This is a genomic window from Sulfurospirillum deleyianum DSM 6946 (assembly GCF_000024885.1).
Classification (GTDB): Bacteria; Campylobacterota; Campylobacteria; order Campylobacterales; family Sulfurospirillaceae; genus Sulfurospirillum; species Sulfurospirillum deleyianum.
In genome coordinates, this window is sequence record NC_013512.1 from 167,104 (window position 1) to 190,015 (window position 22,912).

General features: G+C 40.0%; 24 protein-coding genes. 14 read left to right on the forward strand and 10 right to left on the reverse strand.

Going from position 1 to position 22,912, the window contains the following annotated elements; translation table 11 throughout:
- Positions 1-11 precede the first annotated feature (11 nt).
- The gene (locus tag SDEL_RS00930) at positions 12-926 is read right to left on the reverse strand and encodes a branched-chain amino acid transaminase (RefSeq protein WP_012855984.1); all 915 of its coding nucleotides are present in this window, start codon (positions 924-926) and stop codon (positions 12-14) included.
- Positions 927-1,077: 151 nt separating this feature from the next.
- On the opposite strand from SDEL_RS00930, the gene bcp reads away from it, so the two are divergent.
- Positions 1,078-1,542, forward strand: coding sequence for a thioredoxin-dependent thiol peroxidase (gene bcp / locus SDEL_RS00935; RefSeq protein ID WP_012855985.1), 465 nt, complete (start codon positions 1,078-1,080; stop codon positions 1,540-1,542).
- 22 nt (positions 1,543-1,564) lie between these two features.
- On the opposite strand, the gene SDEL_RS00940 is transcribed toward bcp, so the two are convergent.
- Complete coding sequence (locus SDEL_RS00940) at positions 1,565-4,429, reverse strand: DUF748 domain-containing protein (protein ID WP_012855986.1); 2,865 nt, start codon at positions 4,427-4,429, stop codon at positions 1,565-1,567.
- 112 nt (positions 4,430-4,541) lie between these two features.
- Between SDEL_RS00940 and SDEL_RS00945 the strand changes: the two genes are divergently transcribed.
- The 9 genes from SDEL_RS00945 to SDEL_RS00985 all read left to right on the forward strand — a co-directional run bounded on the left by SDEL_RS00945 (position 4,542) and on the right by SDEL_RS00985 (position 14,542).
- Entirely contained in the window at positions 4,542-5,630 is a 1,089-nt protein-coding gene (locus tag SDEL_RS00945) for an epoxyqueuosine reductase QueH (RefSeq protein WP_012855987.1), read from the forward strand.
- 31 nt (positions 5,631-5,661) lie between these two features.
- Positions 5,662-6,111 (forward strand): 3-hydroxyacyl-ACP dehydratase FabZ, encoded by a 450-nt coding sequence (gene fabZ / locus SDEL_RS00950; protein ID WP_012855988.1) that lies wholly within the window; start codon positions 5,662-5,664, stop codon positions 6,109-6,111.
- A 1-nt stretch (position 6,112) separates the two neighbouring features.
- Positions 6,113-6,904, forward strand: a complete 792-nt coding sequence (lpxA, locus tag SDEL_RS00955; protein WP_012855989.1) for an acyl-ACP--UDP-N-acetylglucosamine O-acyltransferase — start codon at positions 6,113-6,115, stop codon at positions 6,902-6,904.
- The gene (gene clpX, locus SDEL_RS00960) at positions 6,894-8,132 is read left to right on the forward strand and encodes an ATP-dependent Clp protease ATP-binding subunit ClpX (RefSeq protein ID WP_012855990.1); all 1,239 of its coding nucleotides are present in this window, start codon (positions 6,894-6,896) and stop codon (positions 8,130-8,132) included. The genes lpxA and clpX overlap by 11 nt, the downstream gene beginning before the upstream one ends.
- Positions 8,133-8,148: 16 nt before the next feature.
- Positions 8,149-9,183 (forward strand): rod shape-determining protein, encoded by a 1,035-nt coding sequence (locus SDEL_RS00965; RefSeq protein ID WP_012855991.1) that lies wholly within the window; start codon positions 8,149-8,151, stop codon positions 9,181-9,183.
- Positions 9,176-9,922 (forward strand): rod shape-determining protein MreC, encoded by a 747-nt coding sequence (gene mreC / locus SDEL_RS00970; protein ID WP_012855992.1) that lies wholly within the window; start codon positions 9,176-9,178, stop codon positions 9,920-9,922. The genes SDEL_RS00965 and mreC overlap by 8 nt, the downstream gene beginning before the upstream one ends.
- 62 nt (positions 9,923-9,984) lie before the next feature.
- Positions 9,985-13,242 carry a carbamoyl-phosphate synthase large subunit gene (gene carB / locus SDEL_RS00975; protein ID WP_012855993.1) on the forward strand — a complete coding sequence of 1,086 codons (3,258 nt, stop codon included), beginning with the start codon at positions 9,985-9,987 and terminating at the stop codon, positions 13,240-13,242.
- 5 nt (positions 13,243-13,247) lie between these two features.
- Complete coding sequence (locus SDEL_RS00980; RefSeq protein WP_012855994.1) at positions 13,248-13,688, forward strand: hypothetical protein; 441 nt, start codon at positions 13,248-13,250, stop codon at positions 13,686-13,688.
- On the forward strand, positions 13,685-14,542 hold the full coding sequence (locus SDEL_RS00985) for a hypothetical protein (RefSeq protein WP_041666205.1): 858 nt from the start codon (positions 13,685-13,687) through the stop codon (positions 14,540-14,542). The genes SDEL_RS00980 and SDEL_RS00985 overlap by 4 nt, the downstream gene beginning before the upstream one ends.
- 19 nt (positions 14,543-14,561) lie before the next feature.
- Here SDEL_RS00985 and SDEL_RS00990 read toward each other — a convergent pair whose 3' ends face one another.
- The 8 genes from SDEL_RS00990 to surE all read right to left on the reverse strand — a co-directional run bounded on the left by SDEL_RS00990 (position 14,562) and on the right by surE (position 19,485).
- Entirely contained in the window at positions 14,562-14,930 is a 369-nt protein-coding gene (locus tag SDEL_RS00990; protein ID WP_012855996.1) for a NifB/NifX family molybdenum-iron cluster-binding protein, read from the reverse strand.
- A gap of 50 nt (positions 14,931-14,980) precedes the next feature.
- Positions 14,981-15,319, reverse strand: a complete 339-nt coding sequence (locus SDEL_RS00995; protein ID WP_012855997.1) for a NifB/NifX family molybdenum-iron cluster-binding protein — start codon at positions 15,317-15,319, stop codon at positions 14,981-14,983.
- A 1-nt stretch (position 15,320) separates the two neighbouring features.
- A complete protein-coding gene (locus SDEL_RS01000) occupies positions 15,321-16,199 on the reverse strand; it encodes an ATP-binding protein (protein ID WP_012855998.1) in 879 nt (292 codons plus the stop codon).
- Positions 16,196-17,062 carry an ATP-binding protein gene (locus tag SDEL_RS01005; RefSeq protein WP_012855999.1) on the reverse strand — a complete coding sequence of 289 codons (867 nt, stop codon included), beginning with the start codon at positions 17,060-17,062 and terminating at the stop codon, positions 16,196-16,198. Before SDEL_RS01005 ends, SDEL_RS01000 begins: the two co-directional genes overlap by 4 nt.
- The gene (locus tag SDEL_RS01010; RefSeq protein WP_012856000.1) at positions 17,059-17,340 is read right to left on the reverse strand and encodes a hypothetical protein; all 282 of its coding nucleotides are present in this window, start codon (positions 17,338-17,340) and stop codon (positions 17,059-17,061) included. Before SDEL_RS01010 ends, SDEL_RS01005 begins: the two co-directional genes overlap by 4 nt.
- A gap of 88 nt (positions 17,341-17,428) precedes the next feature.
- Complete coding sequence (locus tag SDEL_RS01015) at positions 17,429-17,875, reverse strand: DUF134 domain-containing protein (RefSeq protein ID WP_012856001.1); 447 nt, start codon at positions 17,873-17,875, stop codon at positions 17,429-17,431.
- A gap of 181 nt (positions 17,876-18,056) precedes the next feature.
- Positions 18,057-18,701, reverse strand: coding sequence for a tRNA threonylcarbamoyladenosine dehydratase (locus tag SDEL_RS01020; protein ID WP_012856002.1), 645 nt, complete (start codon positions 18,699-18,701; stop codon positions 18,057-18,059).
- Positions 18,694-19,485 (reverse strand): 5'/3'-nucleotidase SurE, encoded by a 792-nt coding sequence (gene surE / locus SDEL_RS01025; RefSeq protein WP_012856003.1) that lies wholly within the window; start codon positions 19,483-19,485, stop codon positions 18,694-18,696. The genes SDEL_RS01020 and surE overlap by 8 nt, the downstream gene beginning before the upstream one ends.
- Before the next feature lie 132 nt (positions 19,486-19,617).
- On the opposite strand from surE, the gene lpxB reads away from it, so the two are divergent.
- From lpxB to SDEL_RS01045, 4 genes are read left to right on the forward strand one after another with little or no spacing between them, the layout of a single operon-like run.
- Positions 19,618-20,649 (forward strand): lipid-A-disaccharide synthase, encoded by a 1,032-nt coding sequence (gene lpxB, locus SDEL_RS01030; RefSeq protein ID WP_012856004.1) that lies wholly within the window; start codon positions 19,618-19,620, stop codon positions 20,647-20,649.
- Positions 20,650-20,677: 28 nt separating this feature from the next.
- A complete protein-coding gene (greA, locus tag SDEL_RS01035) occupies positions 20,678-21,181 on the forward strand; it encodes a transcription elongation factor GreA (RefSeq protein ID WP_012856005.1) in 504 nt (167 codons plus the stop codon).
- Positions 21,178-22,182 (forward strand): N-acetyl-gamma-glutamyl-phosphate reductase, encoded by a 1,005-nt coding sequence (gene argC / locus SDEL_RS01040; RefSeq protein WP_012856006.1) that lies wholly within the window; start codon positions 21,178-21,180, stop codon positions 22,180-22,182. Before greA ends, argC begins: the two co-directional genes overlap by 4 nt.
- Complete coding sequence (locus tag SDEL_RS01045) at positions 22,118-22,912, forward strand: UDP-2,3-diacylglucosamine diphosphatase (protein WP_223295824.1); 795 nt, start codon at positions 22,118-22,120, stop codon at positions 22,910-22,912. Before argC ends, SDEL_RS01045 begins: the two co-directional genes overlap by 65 nt.

Sequence of the window (22,912 nt, forward strand, 5' to 3'; positions counted from 1 at the left end):
ATTTCCTTTGGTTAAATATACGTTAAAAGATGTTTGTATTTTAGATTACGTCCATAAACAACATCAAAATAGGCTTCTTGAAGCTGTTTGGTCATTGCTCCTCGGTTTCCATCACCGATAATGTAATTATCAATATCTTTGATAGGCGTAACTTCTGCGGCTGTGCCTGTAAAAAATGCTTCATCTGCGATATACGCTTCATCACGGCTAATGCGTCTACGCTCAATAGGAATACCCGCCTCTTTGGCTAAATCAAGAACCGTTGCTTGGGTGATACTCTCAAGGGATGTATCATTTGGTGGTGTAATTAAAACGCCATTTCTGACGATAAAGAAACACTCTCCACTTCCTTCTGCGATAAATCCTTCATCATCCAATAAAAGCGCTTCTTCGTATCCTGCTTCGATGGCTTCGTATTTTGCCATTTGAGAATTGAGGTAGTTTGCCGCTGCTTTTGCTTTTCCCATAACGGATTTTGCTGGGTTTCGCACAAAAGAGGAAATCTTAACACGAATGCCGTTTTCTAAGCCTTCATCACCCAAATAGCTTCCCCACTGCCATGCGGCAATGGCTGTGTTGACAGGAGCTTTAATGTGATTTAAGCCCATAACGCCGTATCCTAAATAAATAAGCGGTCGAATATAGACATTGGATTTAAAATCATTGGCTTTTAAGAGTTCAATGTGTGCTTTTTCTAACTCTTCAAGTGAAAAAGTAGGCTTAATGCGCGTGATTTTTGCTGAATTGAGTAAACGCTTTGTATGTTCTCTAAGCTTAAAAATCGCCAAACCATTCTCGGTCATGTAGGCACGTGTTCCTTCAAAAACGCCATTGCCATAATGAAGCGTGTGGGTCAAAATGTGTATTTTTGCATCATCCCATGCTACTAATTTGCCATCCATCCAAATGTACTGTGCTTTATCCATGTTTTTACCTTTTTACATGTCGTTTTCTAAAGAGGTACTATGGTAGCCAAAAATTAATTAAAGATAGTTTTAGTATGAAAATGCGTTATAATTTTGTGACATAAGGTGAAATTTTAATCCTTACATGTAAACCAAAAATGAAGGAAAAAAGATGTTAAACCGTGGTGATATTGCTCCTGCGTTTAGTTTGCCCAATCAAGACAATGTAGAGATTTCTTTGCGTGATTTGGAAGGGAAATGGGTGGTTCTTTATTTTTATCCCAAAGATAATACTCCTGGATGTACGAGTGAAGCGTGTGATTTTACAGAGGCACTTCCTGCGTTTGAAGATTTAAATGCGGTTATTTTAGGGATTAGTCCTGATAGTCCAAAATCACATCAAAATTTCATTTTGAAACAGAATTTGGAGATTACGCTTCTTTCAGATGAAGCCAAAGAGGTGGCTCAAAATTATGGCGTATGGCAGATGAAAAAAAACTATGGCAAAGAGTATATGGGCATTGTGCGTTCGACATTTTTGATTGACCCTGCTGGGAAAATTGCGCAGGTATGGAGCAATGTAAAAGTAAAAGAACATGCAAACGCTGTGAAAGAGGCGTTAGTATCCTTGCAATAATCTAAGGCTTTGACTCCTTAGATTAGTTGCTAATCGAGATAGCGCATCCCACCCATTTTTCACGTAATGCATCGCTGCTTTGAGGTTCTTGTATCTGGAGTCGATCAGGGGCAATTTTATGTTTGGTGATAAGATTGTCTCGAATTGCTGTTGCTCGTTTGTTTGCAAGGGTCGTTAATGCTTCAGGAGTAACCGTGATTTTTTCAGCAATTTTACTTCTTAAACGCTCATAAATAGCCCCTTTGTCAAGTTTTTCCTCTTGATAGCGTTGAAGCTCTTTTTTATAAGCCTCTTTTGAGTAGTAGGTGACAAAAAGTTTTTCGATAGCTCGTCCATAACTATTTTTTTCACTGCTTCCTTTGGGTGTCAAAGTTTCAATTTGTGCAGTGACATTGTTCTCTTGAAGGGCTTGTGTGTCGATGGTTTCATTGAAGCTAGGTGTAATGAGGAGTTTAAGTTCGCCTCTTTTTTCTAAAATAAGTTGGTAGTGTTCCATCTTCTCTTCTTCTGACCCGATGAGCGCAAACTCGCCAGCCGCAAAGTCAATGCTGGTTAGATTTTCGGTTTCAATGCCCAGTACAGAGCCTAAAAGCTTAAAGGGAGAAGTAATGACACTGCCCAGTAAATTTCCAATCGCACGCCACACAATGCTTCCATAACGAAACTCTGGACTATTCATATCACCACTGACAGGAAGATTGATATCAATTTGACCACGGGAATCTTTTAAAATCGCAATGGCAAGACCTAAAGGTACGTTAATCGCTTCATCACTTTCGATTTTTTCACCTAAGGTAAGAGAGTCAAGATTGATTTTATTGTCTCCCTCCATTAAGCCTTTTCGAATTTTATAGGAGAGATCCATAGAGAGTTTTCCTCCCTTAATGGCATAACCGACAAATTTTCCTGAATAAGGGGTGAAAGATTTCATATCAAGATTTTTAAAGATGAGTTTTAGGGTTGCTCGATTTTTAAAGTCAAAAGGCAAAAGCGAACCATCAATTTTCGCATAGCCATACTTGTTAACCTTGCCTTCCAATTTAAGAACAGAAGGCTTTGCGCTTTGGGTATTGAGTGTTGAAAATTTGCCATTTAGGCTTGTCATGTAGGTTGCAAAAGGAATGGGTAAGGAAGCGTCTTTAAAGTGTGCGCTACCGTTTTGAAGGGCAATATCACCGATGAGCAGTTCTAAAGGCGTCTCTTTGGTAGTAGAGGAAGGTTTGGTTTTTGTAGGGGATGTTTGTGCTGCTTGTGTTTTGAGTATATCTGAGAAATTGGTAGTTTGATCTTTTTTAATATCCAAATTAACATACGGTTTAAGAAGAGAAATTTTCTTTACATGTAAAGAGGCTGGCGAAGATGCGTAAGCAATGGAGTCCATCTTGAGTTTTTCCCACTGTAAAAGGGTGTTTTTAAAACGATCTAAGAGAACGAGTTTTGAGAGCTCTGCGTCTGCGCTGATTTTAATCAGAGGATTTTTGCCAAATGAGGCATTCATTTTAGCGTCACTGAAGAGCAATCCTTCTTTTAAAATCAGCGTGGTAAAAGGATGGAGATAGGGTTGAACTTTTGCTAGGGAGAGCGCTTTGGCTTTGAGTTCTACAGTAAGTTGTGTCGTTGAGGGAACAAAAGAACCTTTGAGTGCTAGGGAAGCATCTTTATCGACGGAGGTATTAAGCTCATAGACGATAGAGCGATTCATATCACTGCTAAGGGAAGTCAACGTAGCATTTAGTCCTGAGAGATGAATGGGCGCACCTTTAACATTGTGATCGGTCAATATCAGGGCGCTGTTGGTTAAACGAAGCGTATCCAATGCAAAAGTCCATGCCTTTTCTTTTGTACCCTTTTGTTGAGAAGTCGTAGCTGTTTTAGTTGCAGGAGGGGAAAAGAGTCGTGCGACATTGGGCATATAATGTTCGTGTAACTGTACATCAACAAACGCTTCATGGATAAGAGCATTTTGAATATGAATCGAAGCTTTTTGAAGGTCAAAATCTATGCCATCAAGCTTTAAAGAAGGCAGTTCAATAACTTTGTTTGTTTGATCAAGAAAACGTATCTCTTCTAGGTGTGCTTCTGCTTTATCTATGGTGAGTAGTGGCACCTCTTTGCTTAAATCCATGGAAAAAGGAAGGCGAAGACTCAGTGCTCCTTGCTCGAGCGTTGCGGGGAGCGTAGGAAGCAAATAACGCCAAAAATCTTTCAAAGGTAAACGATCTACGTGTAACTCTCCATGAAATTTTAAAGGCTCAAGAGAAATACTGCTCGCAAGTGAGATTTTTTCCTCATTTTGGAGTGCAATTTTTAAGGCATGGATGCTGAGATCATCTTTGTAAAAACTCAGATTGTTAATGACATAGTTAATGGGCTGAATATCAAGAGCAAAGGGTTCTTTTACACTTTCATCTTTAAAGTGTATGCCCCCTTTTTGCAATTCAACATGCTCGATAATCAATGGCATCACCAAAGAAGAGGATGTTTGGGTGGCATTGTGTTCGTTCGAAGAAGAAGGAAAGAAGGTCAAAAGGTTAAATGTGCCATTTTGGTCAATGTGAAAGTTCGTGAATGGGCGATCTACAAGAATGGTTTTGACATAAAACTCTTTTTTAAATAAAAAGGAGGGTTCATAATTAACATAAAGATGTTCAATGGTGCTTATATTGCTTTCGTTATGATCTTTCAGGGCAATATTCTTTACATGTAACTCGAATGTAAAGGGGTTGAAGGTTACTTCTTCAAGGCTAAGGGGTAACTGGAAGGACTCTTTGATAAGGGAAGGAAGGTATGTTTTTGTCCACCATGGTAAAATCACAAAACCACTTAGCGTGTAGAAAATAAAGAGTGAAAAAAGCCAAAATAAAACAATTTTAAGAGATTTTTTCATGGCATATCCTCCATCGCAAGGTTAAATCATTATACTACAAAATAGAATAAACTTTTGGTAAAAGAGCGCTGTGGTATACTTTTAAACAAAATTAATTCCGTAAAGAAATAACATGCTTGTTCACATTTGTTGCTCTGTTGATAGTCACTTTTTTTTGAAAAAATTAGCGCAAAAATACCCTCAAGAATCCTTACAAGCTTTTTTTTATGACCCAAATATTCATCCTTTTAGTGAGTATCGTTTACGTCTGTTAGATGTCAAACGTAGTTGTCAAACATTGGGGATTGTTTTGCATGAGGGTGCGTACAATTATGAGGGATGGTTAGAGGCGGTACGAGGATTTGAAAATGAACCTGAAAAAGGCAAACGTTGTACGATTTGTTTTGATAACAGGTTAGAAGAAACAGCGAAAAAAGCCCTAGAATTAGGCGAAAATGTGATAACAACGACATTGCTAACAAGTCCTAAAAAATCACTTTCACAGTTAGAAAATGCGTTAGCGACGATTGCTAGGAAGTATGGATTGGAAAGTGTTGCGCCTGATTTTCGAAAACAAGGTGGAACCCAAGAACAATTTGCTTTAGCTAAAGAGGCAATGCTCTATCATCAAGATTATTGTGGGTGCTCGTTTGCGCTTCGTGTTCAAAGAGAACAGCAAAAGAGGTGGGTAGATGAACTCAGTTCTCCTCTAAGACCTCAAGTGCTTCCTTCCTCCATTGAAGAACGTATCGCATTGTATGAAAAAGTGATGGATTATGAAGCAGAAGCGACTCCATTTCGATTGATGCGTGAGAAGTTCTTAAACTACCGTTTGCTTCGAGGATGGGTGAGAAAAAGTGAAGGAAGTGTTCTGCCAAGTTATATTTTGTTTTACTCTACATGTAAAAAAGAGCGTATCAAATCTAAGATAGAGTTTATCGCCGAAGGGGTTGGTTATTTTGCCAAAGAAGAGGCTCGGTTTCTTTCATTAGAGTGTTTTAATGCCATTGCACATGCCAGATATGATTCGGTGAAAGAGATGTTACAAAATCCCCCAACCATAGCGTGTGAGATACGTGTAAGAGAGGCAATCTGTGGGAGATTTTCTTTTTCTCTAAGCCCTTTGATTGTGTTGGATGAGGTTGAAATGGGAGGCTATGAACTCTGCGTTGAGAGCAAGAGTTATCCTGACATTAGAGAAAATTTAGTATTAATTGGCTAAAATATTAGAATTTTGTTAGAAGGTTTTAAAGATGTTAATTGATGTTGTAGAGATTCAAAAAATACTCCCCCACCGCTTTCCTTTTTTACTGATTGATCGAGTCACTGCGTTGCAATCAGGCACTTCCATTGAAGCGTATAAAAATGTGACGATTGGTGAACAAATTTTTCAAGGGCACTTTCCTGAGCATCCTATTTATCCAGGTGTCATGATTATTGAAGGGATGGCGCAAGCTGGTGGTGTTTTAGCGTTTAAAAGCATGGATGAAGAGGCTCAAGAAGGTACCAAAGAAAAAGTGGTTTACTTTATGAGCATTGATAATGCGAAATTTAGAAATCCTGTACGGCCAGGAGATAAATTGGTTTATCAATTAGCTGTTTTGAAACACCGAGGCAATATTTGGGTTTTGGATGCCAAAGCCTACGTGGATGATAAGTTGGTGGCAGAAGCCGAACTTAAAGCTATGATTGTGGACAAATAAGATGTCAAATATTCACCCAACCGCTATTGTGGAAGAGGGAGCATTGCTTGAGGGCAATGTTGAGGTGGGCGCTTTTTGTTTTATCTCTAAACATGCCAAAATAGGTGAGGGCACCAAAATCGCTCAGGGTGCGCACATCTACGGTAACACCACGATTGGAAAATACAATGAGATCTTTTCACACGCTGTTTTGGGGTCAATTCCTCAAGATTTGAAATATGCGGGTGAAGAGGTAGAGTTAATTATTGGGGATTATAACAAGATTCGTGAGTTTACGCTTTTTAATCCTGGTACCTTAGGTGGAGGAAGTAAAACAGTCATTGGCAGTTACAATCTCTTTATGGGGTATGTGCATGTAGGACACGATGTGCACATTGGCGATCACTGTATTTTAGCGAATGCCGCAACCCTTGCAGGACACGTTGAGATGGGAAGTTATGCGGTTATTGGTGGGATGACACCGATTCACCAGTTTGTTAAAATTGGAGATTTTGCCATGATCGCAGGAGCATCTGCCCTTTCACAGGATATTCCACCGTTTTGTTTAGCAGAAGGAAATCGTGCGGTACTAAGAGGCTTAAATCTCAATGGGTTACGACGTCATTTTGAGCGTGTCGACATTGATGCTTTGCGTGTGGCGTATCGTAAATTGTTTGAATCAGGACAACCGCTTCAAGAGACAGCCGCTGCGCTTGTAGTGAGTGAAAGCAATGAAAAAGTGTTGCAACTGTGTCGTTTTATTGTCGAATCAACTCGTGGGATTCCATTTGAGAGGAAAAATAATGGTCAGTAGAGAATGTAGTTTTTGTGGAACCAAAGAGAGCAATGATACCCGTCTCATAGCGGGTGATGATGTCTTTATTTGTGAGCATTGTGTGGTTTCTGCGTATAAAATCTTCTTTGGGGAAATTCCAGAGAATTCAAGTACGCACTCATCCCAAGAAGAGTCTTTTAACCCAACACTTCTTACCCCTAAAGAGTTAAAAAAAGTATTAGATGATTTTGTCATTGGTCAAGACCAAGCGAAAAAAGTATTTTCAGTAGGGGTTTATAACCATTACAAACGTATTTTTAAACAGAGCATGATGAGCGATGATACTGAAATTTCAAAATCCAATATTTTATTGATTGGACCTACGGGAAGTGGAAAAACGCTTATGGCACAAACGTTAGCACGTTTTTTAGATGTGCCTATTGCTATTTCTGATGCAACCAGCCTCACAGAAGCGGGTTATGTGGGTGAAGATGTGGAAAATATTTTGACAAAATTGCTTCAATGTGCCAATGGTGATGTGAAAAAAGCAGAGCAAGGTATTGTTTTTATTGATGAAATAGACAAGATTGCCCGTATGAGTGAAAACCGCTCTATTACCAGAGATGTTTCAGGTGAGGGTGTACAGCAAGCACTGCTTAAAATTATTGAGGGCAGTGTGGTCAATATTCCACCTAAAGGGGGACGTAAACACCCTAATCAAGAGTTTATTCAAATTGATACGACCAATATTTTATTTGTGTGTGCGGGTGCGTTTGATGGATTGGAAGAGATTATTAAGCGTCGTATCGGCAAAAATGTTTTGGGTTTTGAGCAGGAAAAACGCAGTAAAAGTCAAGACAATGGGCTTTTTGACCTAGTAGAACCTGATGATTTAGTGCACTATGGGTTAATTCCTGAGTTGATTGGTCGTTTACATGTAACGGCAAAATTGTCTCCTATTACCAAAGAAGATATGGTACGCATTTTAACAGAGCCTAAAAATGCGATTTATAAACAGTATCAAAAATTATTTGGGATTGATAATGTCGAGTTGACGTTTGAAAAAGAGGCGCTTGAAGCAGTTGCTGAGCTTGCCATCAAACGTAAAACAGGCGCACGTGGACTTCGAAGCATTATGGAGGAGCTTATGGTGGATGTGATGTATGAGCTTCCAGAGTTAGAGGGGTATGAAGTGATTGTCACCAAAGATGCCGTCCAAAAAGGTGAGAAGCCTCTTTATGTTAAAAAAGATAAAAAAAGTGCGTAAGTAAAGGATAGATGAGATGATTTTAGACAAAATAATTGGGTTTTTTTCGAGTGATATGAGTATTGACCTAGGAACAGCGAATACTTTGGTATTGGTGAAGGGCAAAGGTATTATTATCAATGAACCTTCTGTGGTAGCTGTTCAGCGTAATCGTTATGGAAAGCAAAACATTTTAGCCGTAGGAAAAGAAGCAAAAAATATGGTGGGGAAAACGCCAGGAGATATTGAAGCGATTCGTCCTATGCGTGATGGAGTGATTGCTGATTTTGATATGACAGAGAAGATGATCCGTTACTTCATTGAAAAAGCACATCGTAGAAAAAGTTTTTTACGCCCACGTATTATTATCTGTGTCCCTTATGGTTTGACACAAGTAGAGCGAAAAGCGGTACGTGAATCTGCTATGAGTGCGGGTGCTCGTGAAGTCTTTTTGATTGAAGAACCTATGGCAGCTGCGATTGGCGCAGGGCTTCCTATTCGTGAGCCTCAAGGAAGTTTAGTCGTGGATATTGGTGGCGGTACAACCGAAATTGGCGTCGTTTCTTTAGGAGGATTGGTCATTAGTAAGTCGATTCGTGTCGCAGGTGATAAGATTGATATGGCGATTGTGGATTATGTTAAGAAAAAATATAACTTATTGATTGGCGAGCGAACAGGCGAAGAGATTAAAATTTCGATTGGTACAGCCATACCAATGGAAGAGCCTCTTTCTATGGTTGTAAAAGGGCGTGATCAAGTCAGTGGTTTACTCAGCCGTATTGAACTCAGTAGCGAAGATGTGAGAGATGCGATTAAAGAGCCACTTAAAGAGGTCGCAGATGCGCTTAAAGATGTTCTTGAAGTCATGCCTCCTGATTTAGCGGGGGATATTGTTGAAAATGGTATTGTTTTAACAGGTGGTGGTGCATTGATTCGTGGGTTTGACAAGTACCTCTCAGATATTGTGAAATTGCCGGTTTTTGTAGCGGATGAGCCTCTTTTAGCGGTGGCAAAAGGAACAGGTAAGGCCCTTGAAGAGATAGATTTATTACAACAATTATCGAATGAATAAAGTTAAAATTCTTCTCTTGTGTGTCGCTTTTGTGTTTGTATCGTTTCGATACGGCACAGAAGCAAGGCATGTCATAGGTGGTATCCAAAATAAAATACTGGCTTTTTATGTCGATACCAAAATGGCGTTATGGGAAAAAATTGATGAACACATCAACCAGCAAGAAGAGATACAAAAGTTAAGAGCTGAAAATCAGGTATTGCAAAAATCAGCTGTTTTGTCGATTGCTTTTGCAAGTAAATTAAACGATTTACTCAAAGAACATAACACAACAGGCTATCATCCAAATGTGCAACTCGTGGAATCTATTGGGTATGCTAATTTAAATGATTATGGAAAAGTATGGCTTCGCTTTGATGACTTTAATCAAAGTAAAATTTATGGACTTCTGCAAAAAGGGTATGCTGCTGGAATTGTTGTAGCCAACGATGGACATCCACAAGCCTTGTTGCTCAGTGATCCTCAGTCAATTTTTGCGGTATATGTGGGTGAAAGTAAGATGCAAGGTATTGTGCAAGGAAATCGTAAAGAGGTGCTTGTAAAATACATTTCTCAGTGGTTGTTGCCTCAAGTTGGGGATGAAGTGGTGACAAGTGGCTTAGATGGGATTTTTTTTGAGGGTATCAAAGTGGGTGTGGTTTCAAAAGTGATTGAAGAGGAGTCTTCAAAAACCGTTGTGGTAACACCGTATGTTACACCAAGAGTTCCCGCATACATGCATGTGATTAAGCAGAACTAATATTCAATCCAGTCTCTTTGGATATTGGCTTGAGTATTATATAGCAGATTAAAAGGAAAGAAATGCCAAAACGTCAAGATATTAAAACCATATTATTAATTGGATCAGGTCCAATCGTCATCGGACAGGCATGTGAATTTGACTACTCTGGAACGCAAGCGGCAAAAACGCTTAAAGAGTTAGGCTATCGTGTTGTTTTGGTGAATTCAAATCCTGCAACGATTATGACAGACCCTGAGTTTGCAGATAGAACGTATATTGAACCTATTACTCCAGAAGTGATTGCACGCATTATTGAAAAAGAGAGTGTTGATGCTGTGCTTCCAACGATGGGTGGGCAAACAGCGCTGAATGTTGCCATGACCATGCATGAAAAAGGGATGCTTAACAATGTCACATTTTTAGGGGCAAATCCTGCGGCCATTAAGAAAGGTGAAGATAGACAAGCTTTTAAAGAGGCGATGTTGAAAATCGGAATGGATTTACCTATTAGTGCCTATGCTTACAACATGGAAGATGCGTATGTGGCGGCTGAAAAAATAGGCTTTCCATTGATTATCCGTGCTTCTTATACCCTAGCAGGTGGCGGTAGTGGTGTTGCGTATAATATTGATGAGTTTAAAGAATTGGCGATGGCAGGATTGGATGCCAGTCCGATTAATGAGATTTTGATTGAAGAGTCACTCTTAGGTTGGAAAGAGTATGAGATGGAAGTCATTCGTGATAGAGCGGATAACTGCATTATCGTCTGTTCCATTGAAAACCTAGACCCAATGGGTGTGCATACGGGAGATAGTATTACCATTGCACCAGCGCTTACGTTAACGGATAAAGAGTATCAGCGTATGCGAAATGCTTCGTTTGCCATTTTGCGTGAGATTGGCGTCGATACGGGTGGAAGTAACGTCCAGTTTTCAATTTGTCCTAACACAGGTCGTATGACGGTGATTGAGATGAACCCTCGTGTGAGTCGTAGTTCGGCACTTGCTTCTAAAGCGACAGGGTATCCTATCGCCAAAGTGGCGACACTTTTGGCGGTTGGTTTTACGCTTGATGAGATTAAAAATGACATTACAGGAACAGCGGCAAGTTTTGAGCCTGTCATTGACTACATTGTGACAAAAGTGCCTCGCTTTACCTTTGAAAAATTTCCACTTGCCGATTCGACATTAACGACTTCAATGAAGAGTGTGGGTGAAGTGATGGCGATTGGTCGTACGTTTAAAGAGTCGTTCCAAAAAGCACTCTGCTCACTGGAGACCAATCTTAGTGGTTTTGAGAGTATGAAAGTGGATGAAGAAAAACTCAAAAATGAGATTCGTCGCCCCAATGCGGATAGAATGCTCTATGTAGGTGAAGCGTTCCGTCGTGGGTACAGTGTGGAAGATATTTTTGCGTTAAGTAAGATTGATCCGTGGTTTTTAAATCAGTTTAAAGAGATTATTGATTTTGAAAAAAAGATCGATATGTTTATTTTAAATGATGAAAAGCTTTTGCGTCAGGCTAAAACGATGGGCTTTTCGGATAAGATGATTGCAAAACTTATTAATCAAGAAGACAATTTAGAACTGACCTCAAATGATATCTATTTTGCACGAACTAAACTTGGCATTGATTTTGAGTACAATGAAGTCGATACCTGCGCGGCAGAGTTTAAAGCCTTAACACCGTATCTTTACTCTACCACTAATGTGACAAAACTTCCTTTACATGTAAAGAGTGAAGAGAGCCAAAAAAAGGTGATGATTATTGGTGGGGGGCCTAACCGAATTGGTCAAGGTATCGAGTTTGACTATTGTTGTGTGCATGCGGCGTATGCGCTAAATGATATGGGTGTTAAAACCATTATGTATAACTGTAATCCTGAAACCGTTTCAACCGATTACGATACCAGCGATATTCTTTACTTTGAGCCGATTGATTTTGAACATGTAAGAAGTGTGGTTGAAAAAGAGAATCCCGATGGGATTATCGTTCATTTTGGTGGACAAACACCGCTTAAATTAGCGAAGAAATTGACCGTTATGGGTGCAAAAATCATCGGTACCACCGCACGTGTGATTGATATGGCAGAAGATAGAGAGAAGTTTTCTAAATTTATTACCGAAAATAACATTAAGCAACCAAATAATGCCACTGCAACCAGCGAAGAAGAGGCGATAGAGAAAGCTAAAGAGATTGGGTATCCTGTTTTAGTGCGTCCAAGTTATGTTCTCGGTGGACGTGCGATGCGTATCGTCTACAACGAGAGTGAGCTTCGAACGTATATGAATGAAGCGGTCAGTGTAAGCCATAATTCACCTGTTCTCATCGACCAGTTTTTAGACCGTGCCATTGAAGTGGATGTGGATGCCATTTGTGATGGTAAAGATGTGTACATTGGTGGTATTATGCAACACATTGAAGAAGCGGGAATTCATAGTGGCGATAGCGCATGTTCTCTGCCTAGTGTCAGTTTAAGCGATGCTATTTTGGCAAAAATTGAAGCGCAAACACAACAAATCGCTCTTAATTTAGGTGTTGTAGGTTTGATGAACATTCAATACGCTATCTATCAAGACGATGTATATATGATTGAAGTGAATCCAAGAGCGAGTCGTACCGTGCCATTTGTGAGTAAAGCAACAGGTATGCCAATGGCAAAAATAGCCACTCGTGTCATGTTTCAAGGTAATCTTAGAGAAGCGCTTAAATTTTACGATAAATTTGATGTGTTACGAGAAGAAAATGGCATTTTAAAACCTAAGAAATTTGATCATGTTGCAGTGAAAGAGGCGGTATTCCCGTTCAATAAACTTCAAGGCGCAGACCTCATTTTAGGACCTGAGATGAAATCAACAGGCGAAGTCATGGGTATTAGCAAAAACTTCCCAGCTTCGTTTGCAAAAAGTCAAATCGCTTCGGCTAACGTGCTTCCAAAGAGTGGCTCTGTGTTTATCTCATTGGTCGATATCGACAAAAGTTTTGCGAAACAAATCGGTGAGAAATTTGTTCAATTAGGCTTTAAAGTGGTTGCCACAGGCGGTACGCACAAAGCGCTTCAAGATGCGGGTGTGGAGGCTGAGTTTGTCTATAAAATCAGCGAGGGTCGTCCAAATATTGAAGATAAACTCAAAAATGGGGATATTGCGCTTGTCATTAATACGAGTGATGCCAAATCAAGCAAAGACGATGCGAAGAAAATTCGCCAAGCCGTGCTTCGTTTTAAAATCCCTTATTTTACCACCGTTGCTGCCGCTGCTGCTGCGACAGAGTCCATTGAGTACATTCAAGATAAAAGCGCACTTGAACCACGTGCATTACAAGACTATTTAAACTAAAAATCATGAATCCCCAGCTGGTATATCTAGCCCAAACAGAGACAACAGCGGGGTTTCTCTCCCAAAATGTAGACGCGCTCATTCAAACGAAAAACCGCCCAAGCGGTAAATCGTTTTTGATGAGTGTGGATTCGCTTAAAACCTTGCGTACCTTTACGAGAGTTCCAACATTGCATAAAAATTGTGTACGACGCTCCAAAAAAACAACGTTTGCTTATCCGTGTGGCTTAGCGATTCGTGTGGTGAAAGAGGAAGCGCATTTGGAATTTTTACGCAAACTAAAATGGAGTTACTCGACCTCTTCAAATCCCAGTGGAAAAGGTTTTGATGAAGCATTTGCCAAAGAAAAAGCGGATGTGATTGTCTTTACATGTAAAGGTTTTTTTGAAGATAAGCCTTCAATGATTTACAGATTAGGCAGAGTGAAAAAGAAGCGATTGCGATGAGAACAGCTATGAATCAGTATGATGCAACCGCTATTCTAAAAGCATTCATGCAAGAGATTCATAAAGATAAATGGATTCTTCCTTTTATCATAATGTTTTATTTTAGTATGGTATTTGTATTAATCCCTTGCGCATTATTTTGGGTGTTTTCAATGGTTATGTATGCTGATTTACCTGTAACAGATCATTATATGACGTTTATTGCTTACAAGACCCCATTCGTATTAGTTCCTTTTTCGTTTGTTTTATTGTTTTATTTTTACAGTGTTTATTCTGAGATAGATAATAAAGACAAAAAAGTGTATCGAAAAGCAAGAAATTTCATGTTGATAACTATGATCATAGGCTGTGTTCCCATTTTTATTGCGGAGTATCGATTGGTATGGATTGCTCTTTACAGTTGTGTGTTTATTACTACACTTTATTTTCTTTCTCTTTCTTATTTGGACAGAGATACATATTCTGAAAGAGTCTTGCTTAAGAGTTATGATGATTTGGGTGTCTATGGGATGATGGATAATCCTATCAGTGTGCAGGATGATGTTAATAGAGCAAGATTAACGGTCGCTACCGCCTCAACAGGTTTTTTGTTTGTCACTTTATTTGTAAAATCTTTTTTGAAATCTTTAATTTATTTTCTAGCGATTTGTAATAAAAGATATGTTTTTGAAGCGGTACGTTATTTAGATGAAGTTTTTGAAAACAACATGGAACCATTAAAGCCATTGCAAAATCACTATGTAAAATCTATTTTGAGTTATAAAGGATATCTTGAATATTCAATAAATGGGTATGTCTTAACAGAAAAAAGCAGAGATTTAGCTTTGAAAGTGAAGAATAATCCTTACATGTAAAGATTATTCTTCATAGTTTTTATTTATGGCTACTGCAGGTATGATTTGGGTCAATTTTAGCAACATTACCTGCTAAAAATGCACGTAAAGAGTCTTCTAAAATCTCATTTTTATCATCAAAATAGACATCAATACCAAGAGCTAGAAATTTTTTCAAAGGCTCTCCACCAATACCTCCCACAATCAGAACATCTGCTCCAAGGGATTGAATATTGCTCACGGCATTTTGACATGCACCAGTAACATGTCCAGGGTTTTTATGAACACTTACATCTTTTACGATGCCATCTTCAACTTTGACAACAGTATAAAAAGTGGCTCGACCAAAATGTGCACCACGTTTGGCACTGAGCCCATCATCTTTGGTGGTAGGAAATACAATAATCATAACTTAACCTTTTATTTATTTTTTAGAATAGTTATTTTAACGCTTTTAAACTAAAACTTTTCCAGTGCACCATCTTGATAGGCTTTGTACGCTTCTGCCACACTCATTTCACCCGCACCAACATAAACAACCGTATTCATTTGCGCCAATACCGCACGAGCATTTTCTCCAGGACCATTGCCTGTAATAATGACATCCACACCTAAATCTGCCATTACTTTTGCCATTTTAGGACCTGCACCGTGTTCTTGATTGACAATTTCACGGTTATCATGAATCGTAATTTGACCACTTTGCTCATCAAAAACAAGGACATAATACGTACGTCCAAAACGTGCTTCCATCATGGATTCCCATGCAGGGTCTTTGGTTGTAAAAGCTATTTTCATTTTATACTCCTAATGTATTTTTTATGGTTTCAAAACTCTCTTCAAGTAACTTTTTTAAAGGCTCATCGCTGTATTCGGTAATGGTTTTTGCTTCAACCATCGCTTGTGTAAAGGCTTTGTTGTAAGGAATACTCTTTACATGTAAAATGGATTCTTCTCTCAAAAAGGCTTCAATCTGCGCACACACTTCAGGATTTAAATCGGCTTTGTTAATAATACATCCTGCTTTAATACGAAATTTTTTCACGACTTCATAGACCCGTTTTAAATCATGTAGCCCTGAAAGCGTTGGCTCGGTTACGAGTAAGGCAAAGTTAGCCCCACTTAAGGAAGAGACCACAGGACAGCCAATGCCAGGTGAGCCATCCACAATCATCAACGATTTATTTTTTGCTAAGGCAATGGCTTTGCCCTCTTTTTTAACTTTAGCGACCAGTTTACCTGAATTTTCAGCACCAATACCCAGTTTTGCATGCACCATGTCGCTTCCGTATTTGGTTTGAGATGTAAACCATGCTCCTGCCAAACGCTCATTCATCGAAATAGCATTGAGTCGGCACACTTTTTCACAGTATCCACACCCTTCACACGAGAGCTCATCCACAACATAACGACCATTTTCTAAGACAATCGCATCAAAACGGCACACCTTTGCACATCGTCCGCAATTACGGCAGGTCTCAGGATCAATGTGGGCTAAAACACCGCTGTAAAAATCCTCTTTGTGATCAAAATCTGGCTGAAGTAAAAGGTGCATATCCGCTGCGTCTACATCACAATCCACAACCACACATGCATCTTTGGCTAAACTTGCCAGCGCTGCGGTAATGGAGGTTTTTCCCGTACCGCCTTTGCCTGAAATGACGACAATCTCTTTCATTGCGCAGCTCCTTGAAAACGTGCTTTTACATGTAAAGCTATTTTTTCGATTTCATCTTTGAAAGATGGAATCTCTTTATAGATAAGTTTTCCCGCCGAATAGAGCTTTGCTGCTTCAATCAAATGAGGAATTTTTCCAATAATAGGGATGTTTTCTCTTTGGCAATACGCTACAACATCTTCATTTCCCATACCATAACGGTTAATGACCACTCCAAACTCTTTTCCTAAAATGCGTGTCGTCTCAACCGCAAGGGTTAAATCGTGCAAACCAAAAGGAGTGGGTTCAGTCACTAAAATGACAAAATCAGCATCTTTAATCGCCTCAATCACAGGGCAAGACGTCCCTGGAGGTGAATCAAAAAGCTTCATGGTTTCATCATCAAAATGTTGATCAACATATTTTTTAGTCTGCGCAATCAATGAGACGGCTTGTTCCTCTCCGATATTTAAACGACCTTCTACAAACTCAATATCCCCTGCAAGAAAATGGCTCAGTTCGCCCATTTTTTGAGGTTCCATCGGCAGTGAACCCATAGGACAAAGCTCTGAACAGGCATAACAGCTGTGGCAGAGATTGGGGAAGATTAAAATCTCATTGGCAAGGCAAAGAAGGGCATTAAAATTACAGTTTTCAATGCATTCACCACACAGGGTACATGAAGTGCTATCCCAACGAGGAATCATCTTCATTTTATCCTCTTTGCGTAAGAGTTCGCCTTGTAAAAAAAGATTGGAATTGGGTTCTTCCACATCCAAATCAACCAAAACAGTGCTTTGACTCTCCCCTAAAAATGTTGCAAGATTGGTGGAGAGGGTTGTTTTCCCTGTTCCACCTTTACCACTGGCTATGGCTATTTTCATTGTTGTACCGCAGTGTTTTTTTGTTGGACGAGTTCTTCTCTCACAAGGGTATGACCACATGCAGGGCATTTTTGTGTGGTGCATTTAACCCCTCTTTCATGAGGTACTTTTTCACCGCATTTGGTGCAGACACAAAAGCCACCCATGCCAAAAGCTCCACCATTGTTTCGACCACCACCCATATTTCCTTGATTGCCGTTACCTCGCATATTTGCACCACGTCCGCCATTTTGATTCATACCGTTTCCACAACGGTTCGCTTTGTTTCTTCCAAACATTTTGTTTCCTTTGTTATTGATCGTACCATTTTCATCTTATCAGGGGATAAAAATGGTTTAAAATAAGGTTATTCCAAGCCTTTAGTACTCATTTTTGAACTCTTTCGTGGCAACATCGTCCATGCCCAAAGCCTCTGGCAAAATTGACCAAGTGGCTCGAGTGACACAAAGGACATTGCTCATGTTCTTCGTGCAGACTCGCTTTGAAAATATGGCGACACTCCACACATCGATAAAGATTCTCTTTAAAATGAATACTCCCACCACCAATCGTTAGCTTTGATCCAGTAATCAGCATTGAAGCTACTTTTTTACGCGCACGTTCTACCAATCGTGTAAACGTTGAGCGTGAAATTCCCATTGCTTCAGATGCTTGTTCATGCTCAAATCCCTCATGATCTGCCAAGCGAATCGCTTCGTATTCATCGAGTTCAAGCACAATCGTTTCAAGTTTGTCTCCAATCACTCCTGCTGGTTTAAATGTTGTAAACAGCGGAGGATGACTGACCACTCTCTCTTTTGGATTTCTAGCCATGAAAGTTCCTATTTCCTTATAAGGTTTCGCCATTATAATACACATATGTGCATAATGTCAAGAGTAAATATGCACATATGTGCAAAAATAGTTTTACATGTAAGGATGAAAAAGTTAAAAGTTGAGCTCTGCAAGAACTCTAGTTAGGAGGACTAGGCGTTACATGTAAAACATGCAACGCCTATATTTTCCCCGCAATCTTTCGAATCGCAAGAGAAGCGAGTGTCAAGCCAAAGGCTCCTGTGACGCACATTAGGCTTCCTAGCGCTTTGCACAAAGGTTCCTCATCGGAGAAAACGGTGAGAAAATCTCCTTGAAAGCCACTTTTTTTAAGCTCATAACGCATTTTTTTCGCTAACGCATCACCATGGGTTTTCCAAATCGAAGCGGTTTGGATGCGGGTGGGGTCAATTTTTTTGGCACTGCCACTGGAGCTTAAAAGTTTTTCACTCACTTTGTGAGCAATGGCAATTTTGGCGGGTATATCATCAATGGCATCAATCACCACATCGTAAAGTGAAAAATCAAAGTGTTCCACCCATTCTGGCGTAATGAGTGCGTGAATGGGTGTGATATTGGGATAAAGTGAGGCAAGGTGTAAGACTTTGACTTCGCCTAGGGCTTCAGAGCCTAATTGGCGGTTTTGATTGGTGATGTCATACACATCATCATCCACGATAGTGATGTGCCCAATGCCTGTGCGAAAGAGTGTATCCAAGCAGACACTTCCGACACCTCCGACACCTAAAAGTAAAATGTGAGCGTTTTGGAGTTTTTCAAAATCATCATTCAAAACAGAGCGAACTCTGGTAAAGCGGTCATCCATGTTCTATCCAGTGGTTTAACGTTTCTAATTCATCATGCGCAGTCATATCGAGCTGAATCGGTGTAATAGAGACATATCCCGCTTCAATGGCACTGAGGTCACAGTCCTTTTTTTCACTCTTTCTCCACTCTAACGTGTGCACACCTAGCCAATAATACTCCTCGCCTCTAGGATTTCGATGCAAGTGCGCATCATTGCCATACATACGATACCCCGCACGGGTAATTTTATACCCTTTACATTCATCAGGCGTGAGTGGCGGAATATTGATATTTAAAAAGCGACGCTCACTTAGAGGAAATGTGCCTTCTAAGATTTTTTTCGCTAAATCATGCACCGTTTTCTCCGCCAAATCATACCCATGGGTGAGTTCAATGTTTTGAGGCCCTCCCACATAGACTTGTGAAATCGCAATCGAGGGAATACCGTGCAAAGCGCCTTCCATAGCCGCACTGGCTGTTCCGCTGTACGTAATGTCCTCGCCTAAATTGGAGCCTTTATTGATGCCACTTACAATGAGGTCGGGTTTGTTTGAACCTTCAAAAAGAGCGTTCAATGAGAGGTAGATACAATCCGTGGGTGTGCCATCATCGAGTTTAAAAAAGTCATCTTCAAGAGAGATAAAACGAAGCGGACGGGTCAGGGTAAGGGAGTGTCCGCAGGCAGATTTTTCAGAACTTGGAGCGACAATAGTCACATGCCCTAAAGGACGAAGCGCACGAGCAAGTGCGTGAAGCCCTGCACTTTCAAAACCATCATCATTCGTAATTAAAATGCGTTTCATTTATAAACCTTGTTTTTGGGATATTATAACGAAAGAGACTTATGTTAGACTTCCTTTAAAGCACAAAAGCGAGTCTATTTTTAAGAGATTTTTGTATAGACTTCGTCATAAAGAATTAAAAAAGGCACTGTTGTGAAATTATTGATTTCTGCGCTTGAACCCTCCGCCAATCTCCATTTAGAGCCTATTTTAAATGGAATAGAGGGGTGCGAAATTTATGGCGTTTTTGATGAACGTTTTGGTAACCCCGTGATGCCTTCAAAAGCATTTTCCATTATGGGTTTTCTAGACGCATTGCCTAAAATTCGTAAGGCTAAAAAAGCGATAAAAATTATGGCTCGGATGAGTTTTTTCGTGGATAAAGTTATTTTAATTGATTCACCTGCGTTTAATTTGCCTTTAGCCAAAGCGATTAAAACAATTAATCCCAATGTGCCAATTATTTATTATATCTTGCCCAAAGTGTGGGCGTGGAAACCCAAACGTGTTAAAGCGATGCAGCGTTATTGCGATGTTTTAGCCTCCATTTTTCCTTTTGAAGATCAGTTTTACACCAAATCGACTTATGTGGGCAATCCTCTTTTAGATGAGATTCCACTCTTTAAACTTCAATGTGACACGAGTGGCGTGGTTGCCTTTTTACCAGGAAGTCGTAAAAGTGAGATTAAAACGCTCTTTCCCATTTATAAAGAGGTGGCAGCTAAGTTGGTAGATAAGGAGAAGATTTTGGTGATTCCCCCTCATTTTGATTATCGAGAGATTGCTGAAATTTACGGGGATATTCACGATTTTAAAATCTGTAGAAATACTTATGAGGCATTTGCCAAAAGCGAGTTTGCCTTTATTTGTTCGGGCACAGCAACCCTTGAAGCCGCACTGGTTGGTGTGCCATTTGTATTGGCTTACAGGGCTAAAGCGATTGATTTTTGGATTGCGAAACATTTTGTGAAATTGAGGCATGTGGGCTTAGCCAATATTTTATTTGATTTTGCCCATAAATCTGCTTTGCATGAAGAGCTTTTGCAAGAAGAGGTGAGTGTTGAGGGTTTGCTTCACGCTTATAAAAATGTCGATAAAGAGGCATTTTTAATACAGGCAAAGGAGCTTCGAGGCATGTTAAAGCACGGTGCCACAGAGGCAATGATAAGTATTATTAAGGCATAATTATTGGAAGGATATAAGGAGTATACGAATGAATACTAAAGAACCGATGACTGAATATGGCTATAAAAAATTAACCGATGAACTGAGTGACTTAAAAAAAAGACAACGTCCAGAGACGGTGATAGAGCTTGATATCGCACGAAGCCACGGCGATTTAAAAGAGAATGCGGAATACCATGCGGCGAAAGAGAAATTGGCGTTTATTGATTCTCGTATTGCAGAACTCAGCGATTTGGTATCGCGCTCGCAAGTGATTGACCCTAGCACGTATGAGCATGACAAAGTGCGTTTTGGCTCAACCATTACGCTAGAGAATTTAGAAACCAATGAAGAGGTAACGTATAGTATTGTAGGCAGTACGGAGAGCAATCCTGATTTAGGGCTAATTTCGTATCATTCACCGCTTTCTAAACAGTTGATGGGGCGTTGTGTGGATGAGGAAGTGATGATTAAATTGCCCGTAGGAACGCAAGAGTATGCCATTTTAAACATTACGTATTGTGAAATTAGCTTTGAGGTAAAATCTAAATGAGAGTCGCGATTATTGGGGCGAGTGGGTATACAGGCTTAGAGCTGATTAAAATGCTCATTTCTCATCCACATTTTGAGATTACCTATATTGCCACCACAGAGGGTGGCGTTAAGGCGAGTGCATTGCATCCAAGTTTGGTGGGTGTCTTTGAACAAGAGGTGCTTAAAGCCGATGCTAAAGAGGTAGCAAAACATGCGGATTTGGCATTTTTAGCCCTTCCTCATCAAGCGGCGATGGGCTTTGCCAAAGAACTTTTAGAGTTACATGTAAAGGTAGTTGATCTCTCAGCGGATTATCGTTTAGAGCTTGAAGCCTATGAAAAACACTACTGTGAACATCAAGATAAAGAGCATCTTCAAGAGGCGGTCTATGGGCTTCCTGAGATTCATAAAGAGAAAATTAAAGCAGCTCGTTTGATTGCCAATCCCGGCTGTTACCCTACCGCTTCACTCTTAGCGGTTTTACCGTTTCTTTCGTATCTTAAAAAAGACGCACCCATTTTTCTTGATGCAAAAAGTGGGGTCTCGGGTGCGGGTAAAAAACTCTCTCAAACATCGCATTTTGTTACGATTAATGAGAATATTTTTGCTTACAATCCTCTCAAACACCGTCATGAGCCAGAGATTGCAGAAAAGATTGCTCAAGCGAGTGGACACGCTTACGAGGTCAATTTTATTCCCCATCTTTTGCCTGTGAGTCGAGGGATGTTGGTGAGTGCGTATTTGCAAACGAGTGAAGTGATTGATGCTAAAGCCGTCCTTCAATCTTTTTACAAAGAGGCTCGTTTTGTGAGAGTAAGAGAAAATCCTGTGGATATTAAGTCGGTGGCAGGAACGAACTTTTGTGATTTGTTTGTGACCCAAAAAGGGACATCACTTTTTGTCTCTTCAGCGATCGACAATCTTTTAAGAGGCGCTTCTTCTCAAGCAGTGGTGAATGCCAACCTTATGTGTGGGTTTGAAGAGAGCGCTGGAATCCCCATCATTGCGTATGTCCCCTAATCTTGTCATTCGTGAAGGAGCGCATTTTATCGCCGATGCGCACGATAGCTCTCAGCGCTCCTTTTTCTTTGAATACCTTTTACATGTAAAGAAAGATCCTCCACCCCAACTCTTTTTAATGGGCGATATGTTTGATCTATTGGTTGGTGAAGTGCGTCATGGCGTCAAGCAATACGCCCACTATATTGCCCTCTTAGAAGAGATTGCACAGAGCTGTGAGGTGTACTATTTTGAGGGCAATCATGACTTTTGTCTCTCAAAACTCTTTAACCATGTAAAGGTGATACCTCTTTCTCAACAACCTCTTACATGTAAACTTCCTAGCGGACAAAGCTGTTTGTTACTGCATGGTGATAAATACGGTAACGATTGGCTCAACCGTCTCTACACGGCTTTGATTCGAAATCCTCTGATGTTGCGTTTTTTAAATGGCTGTGATGGGTTAAGTCATGGAGCCATTTCAAAGGCGATTGAAAAATCCCAAACTCAAAAGAACTTATGCAAACGTATTCCTCATTTTACAACGCTCATACAACGCAAGCTCTCTTTCTACCCTAAAGCGGAGGTGATCGCAGAAGGTCATTACCATCAGAATCACGCTTTTATGGTATCTGGTGTGCATTATATAAATTTTTCATCTTTTGCGTGCAATCAAAGCTACTTTAGTGTACAATCCTCACTAGAGACACCATTTGCACCCATGCAATTGAGGTCATGTCCAAGTCAATAA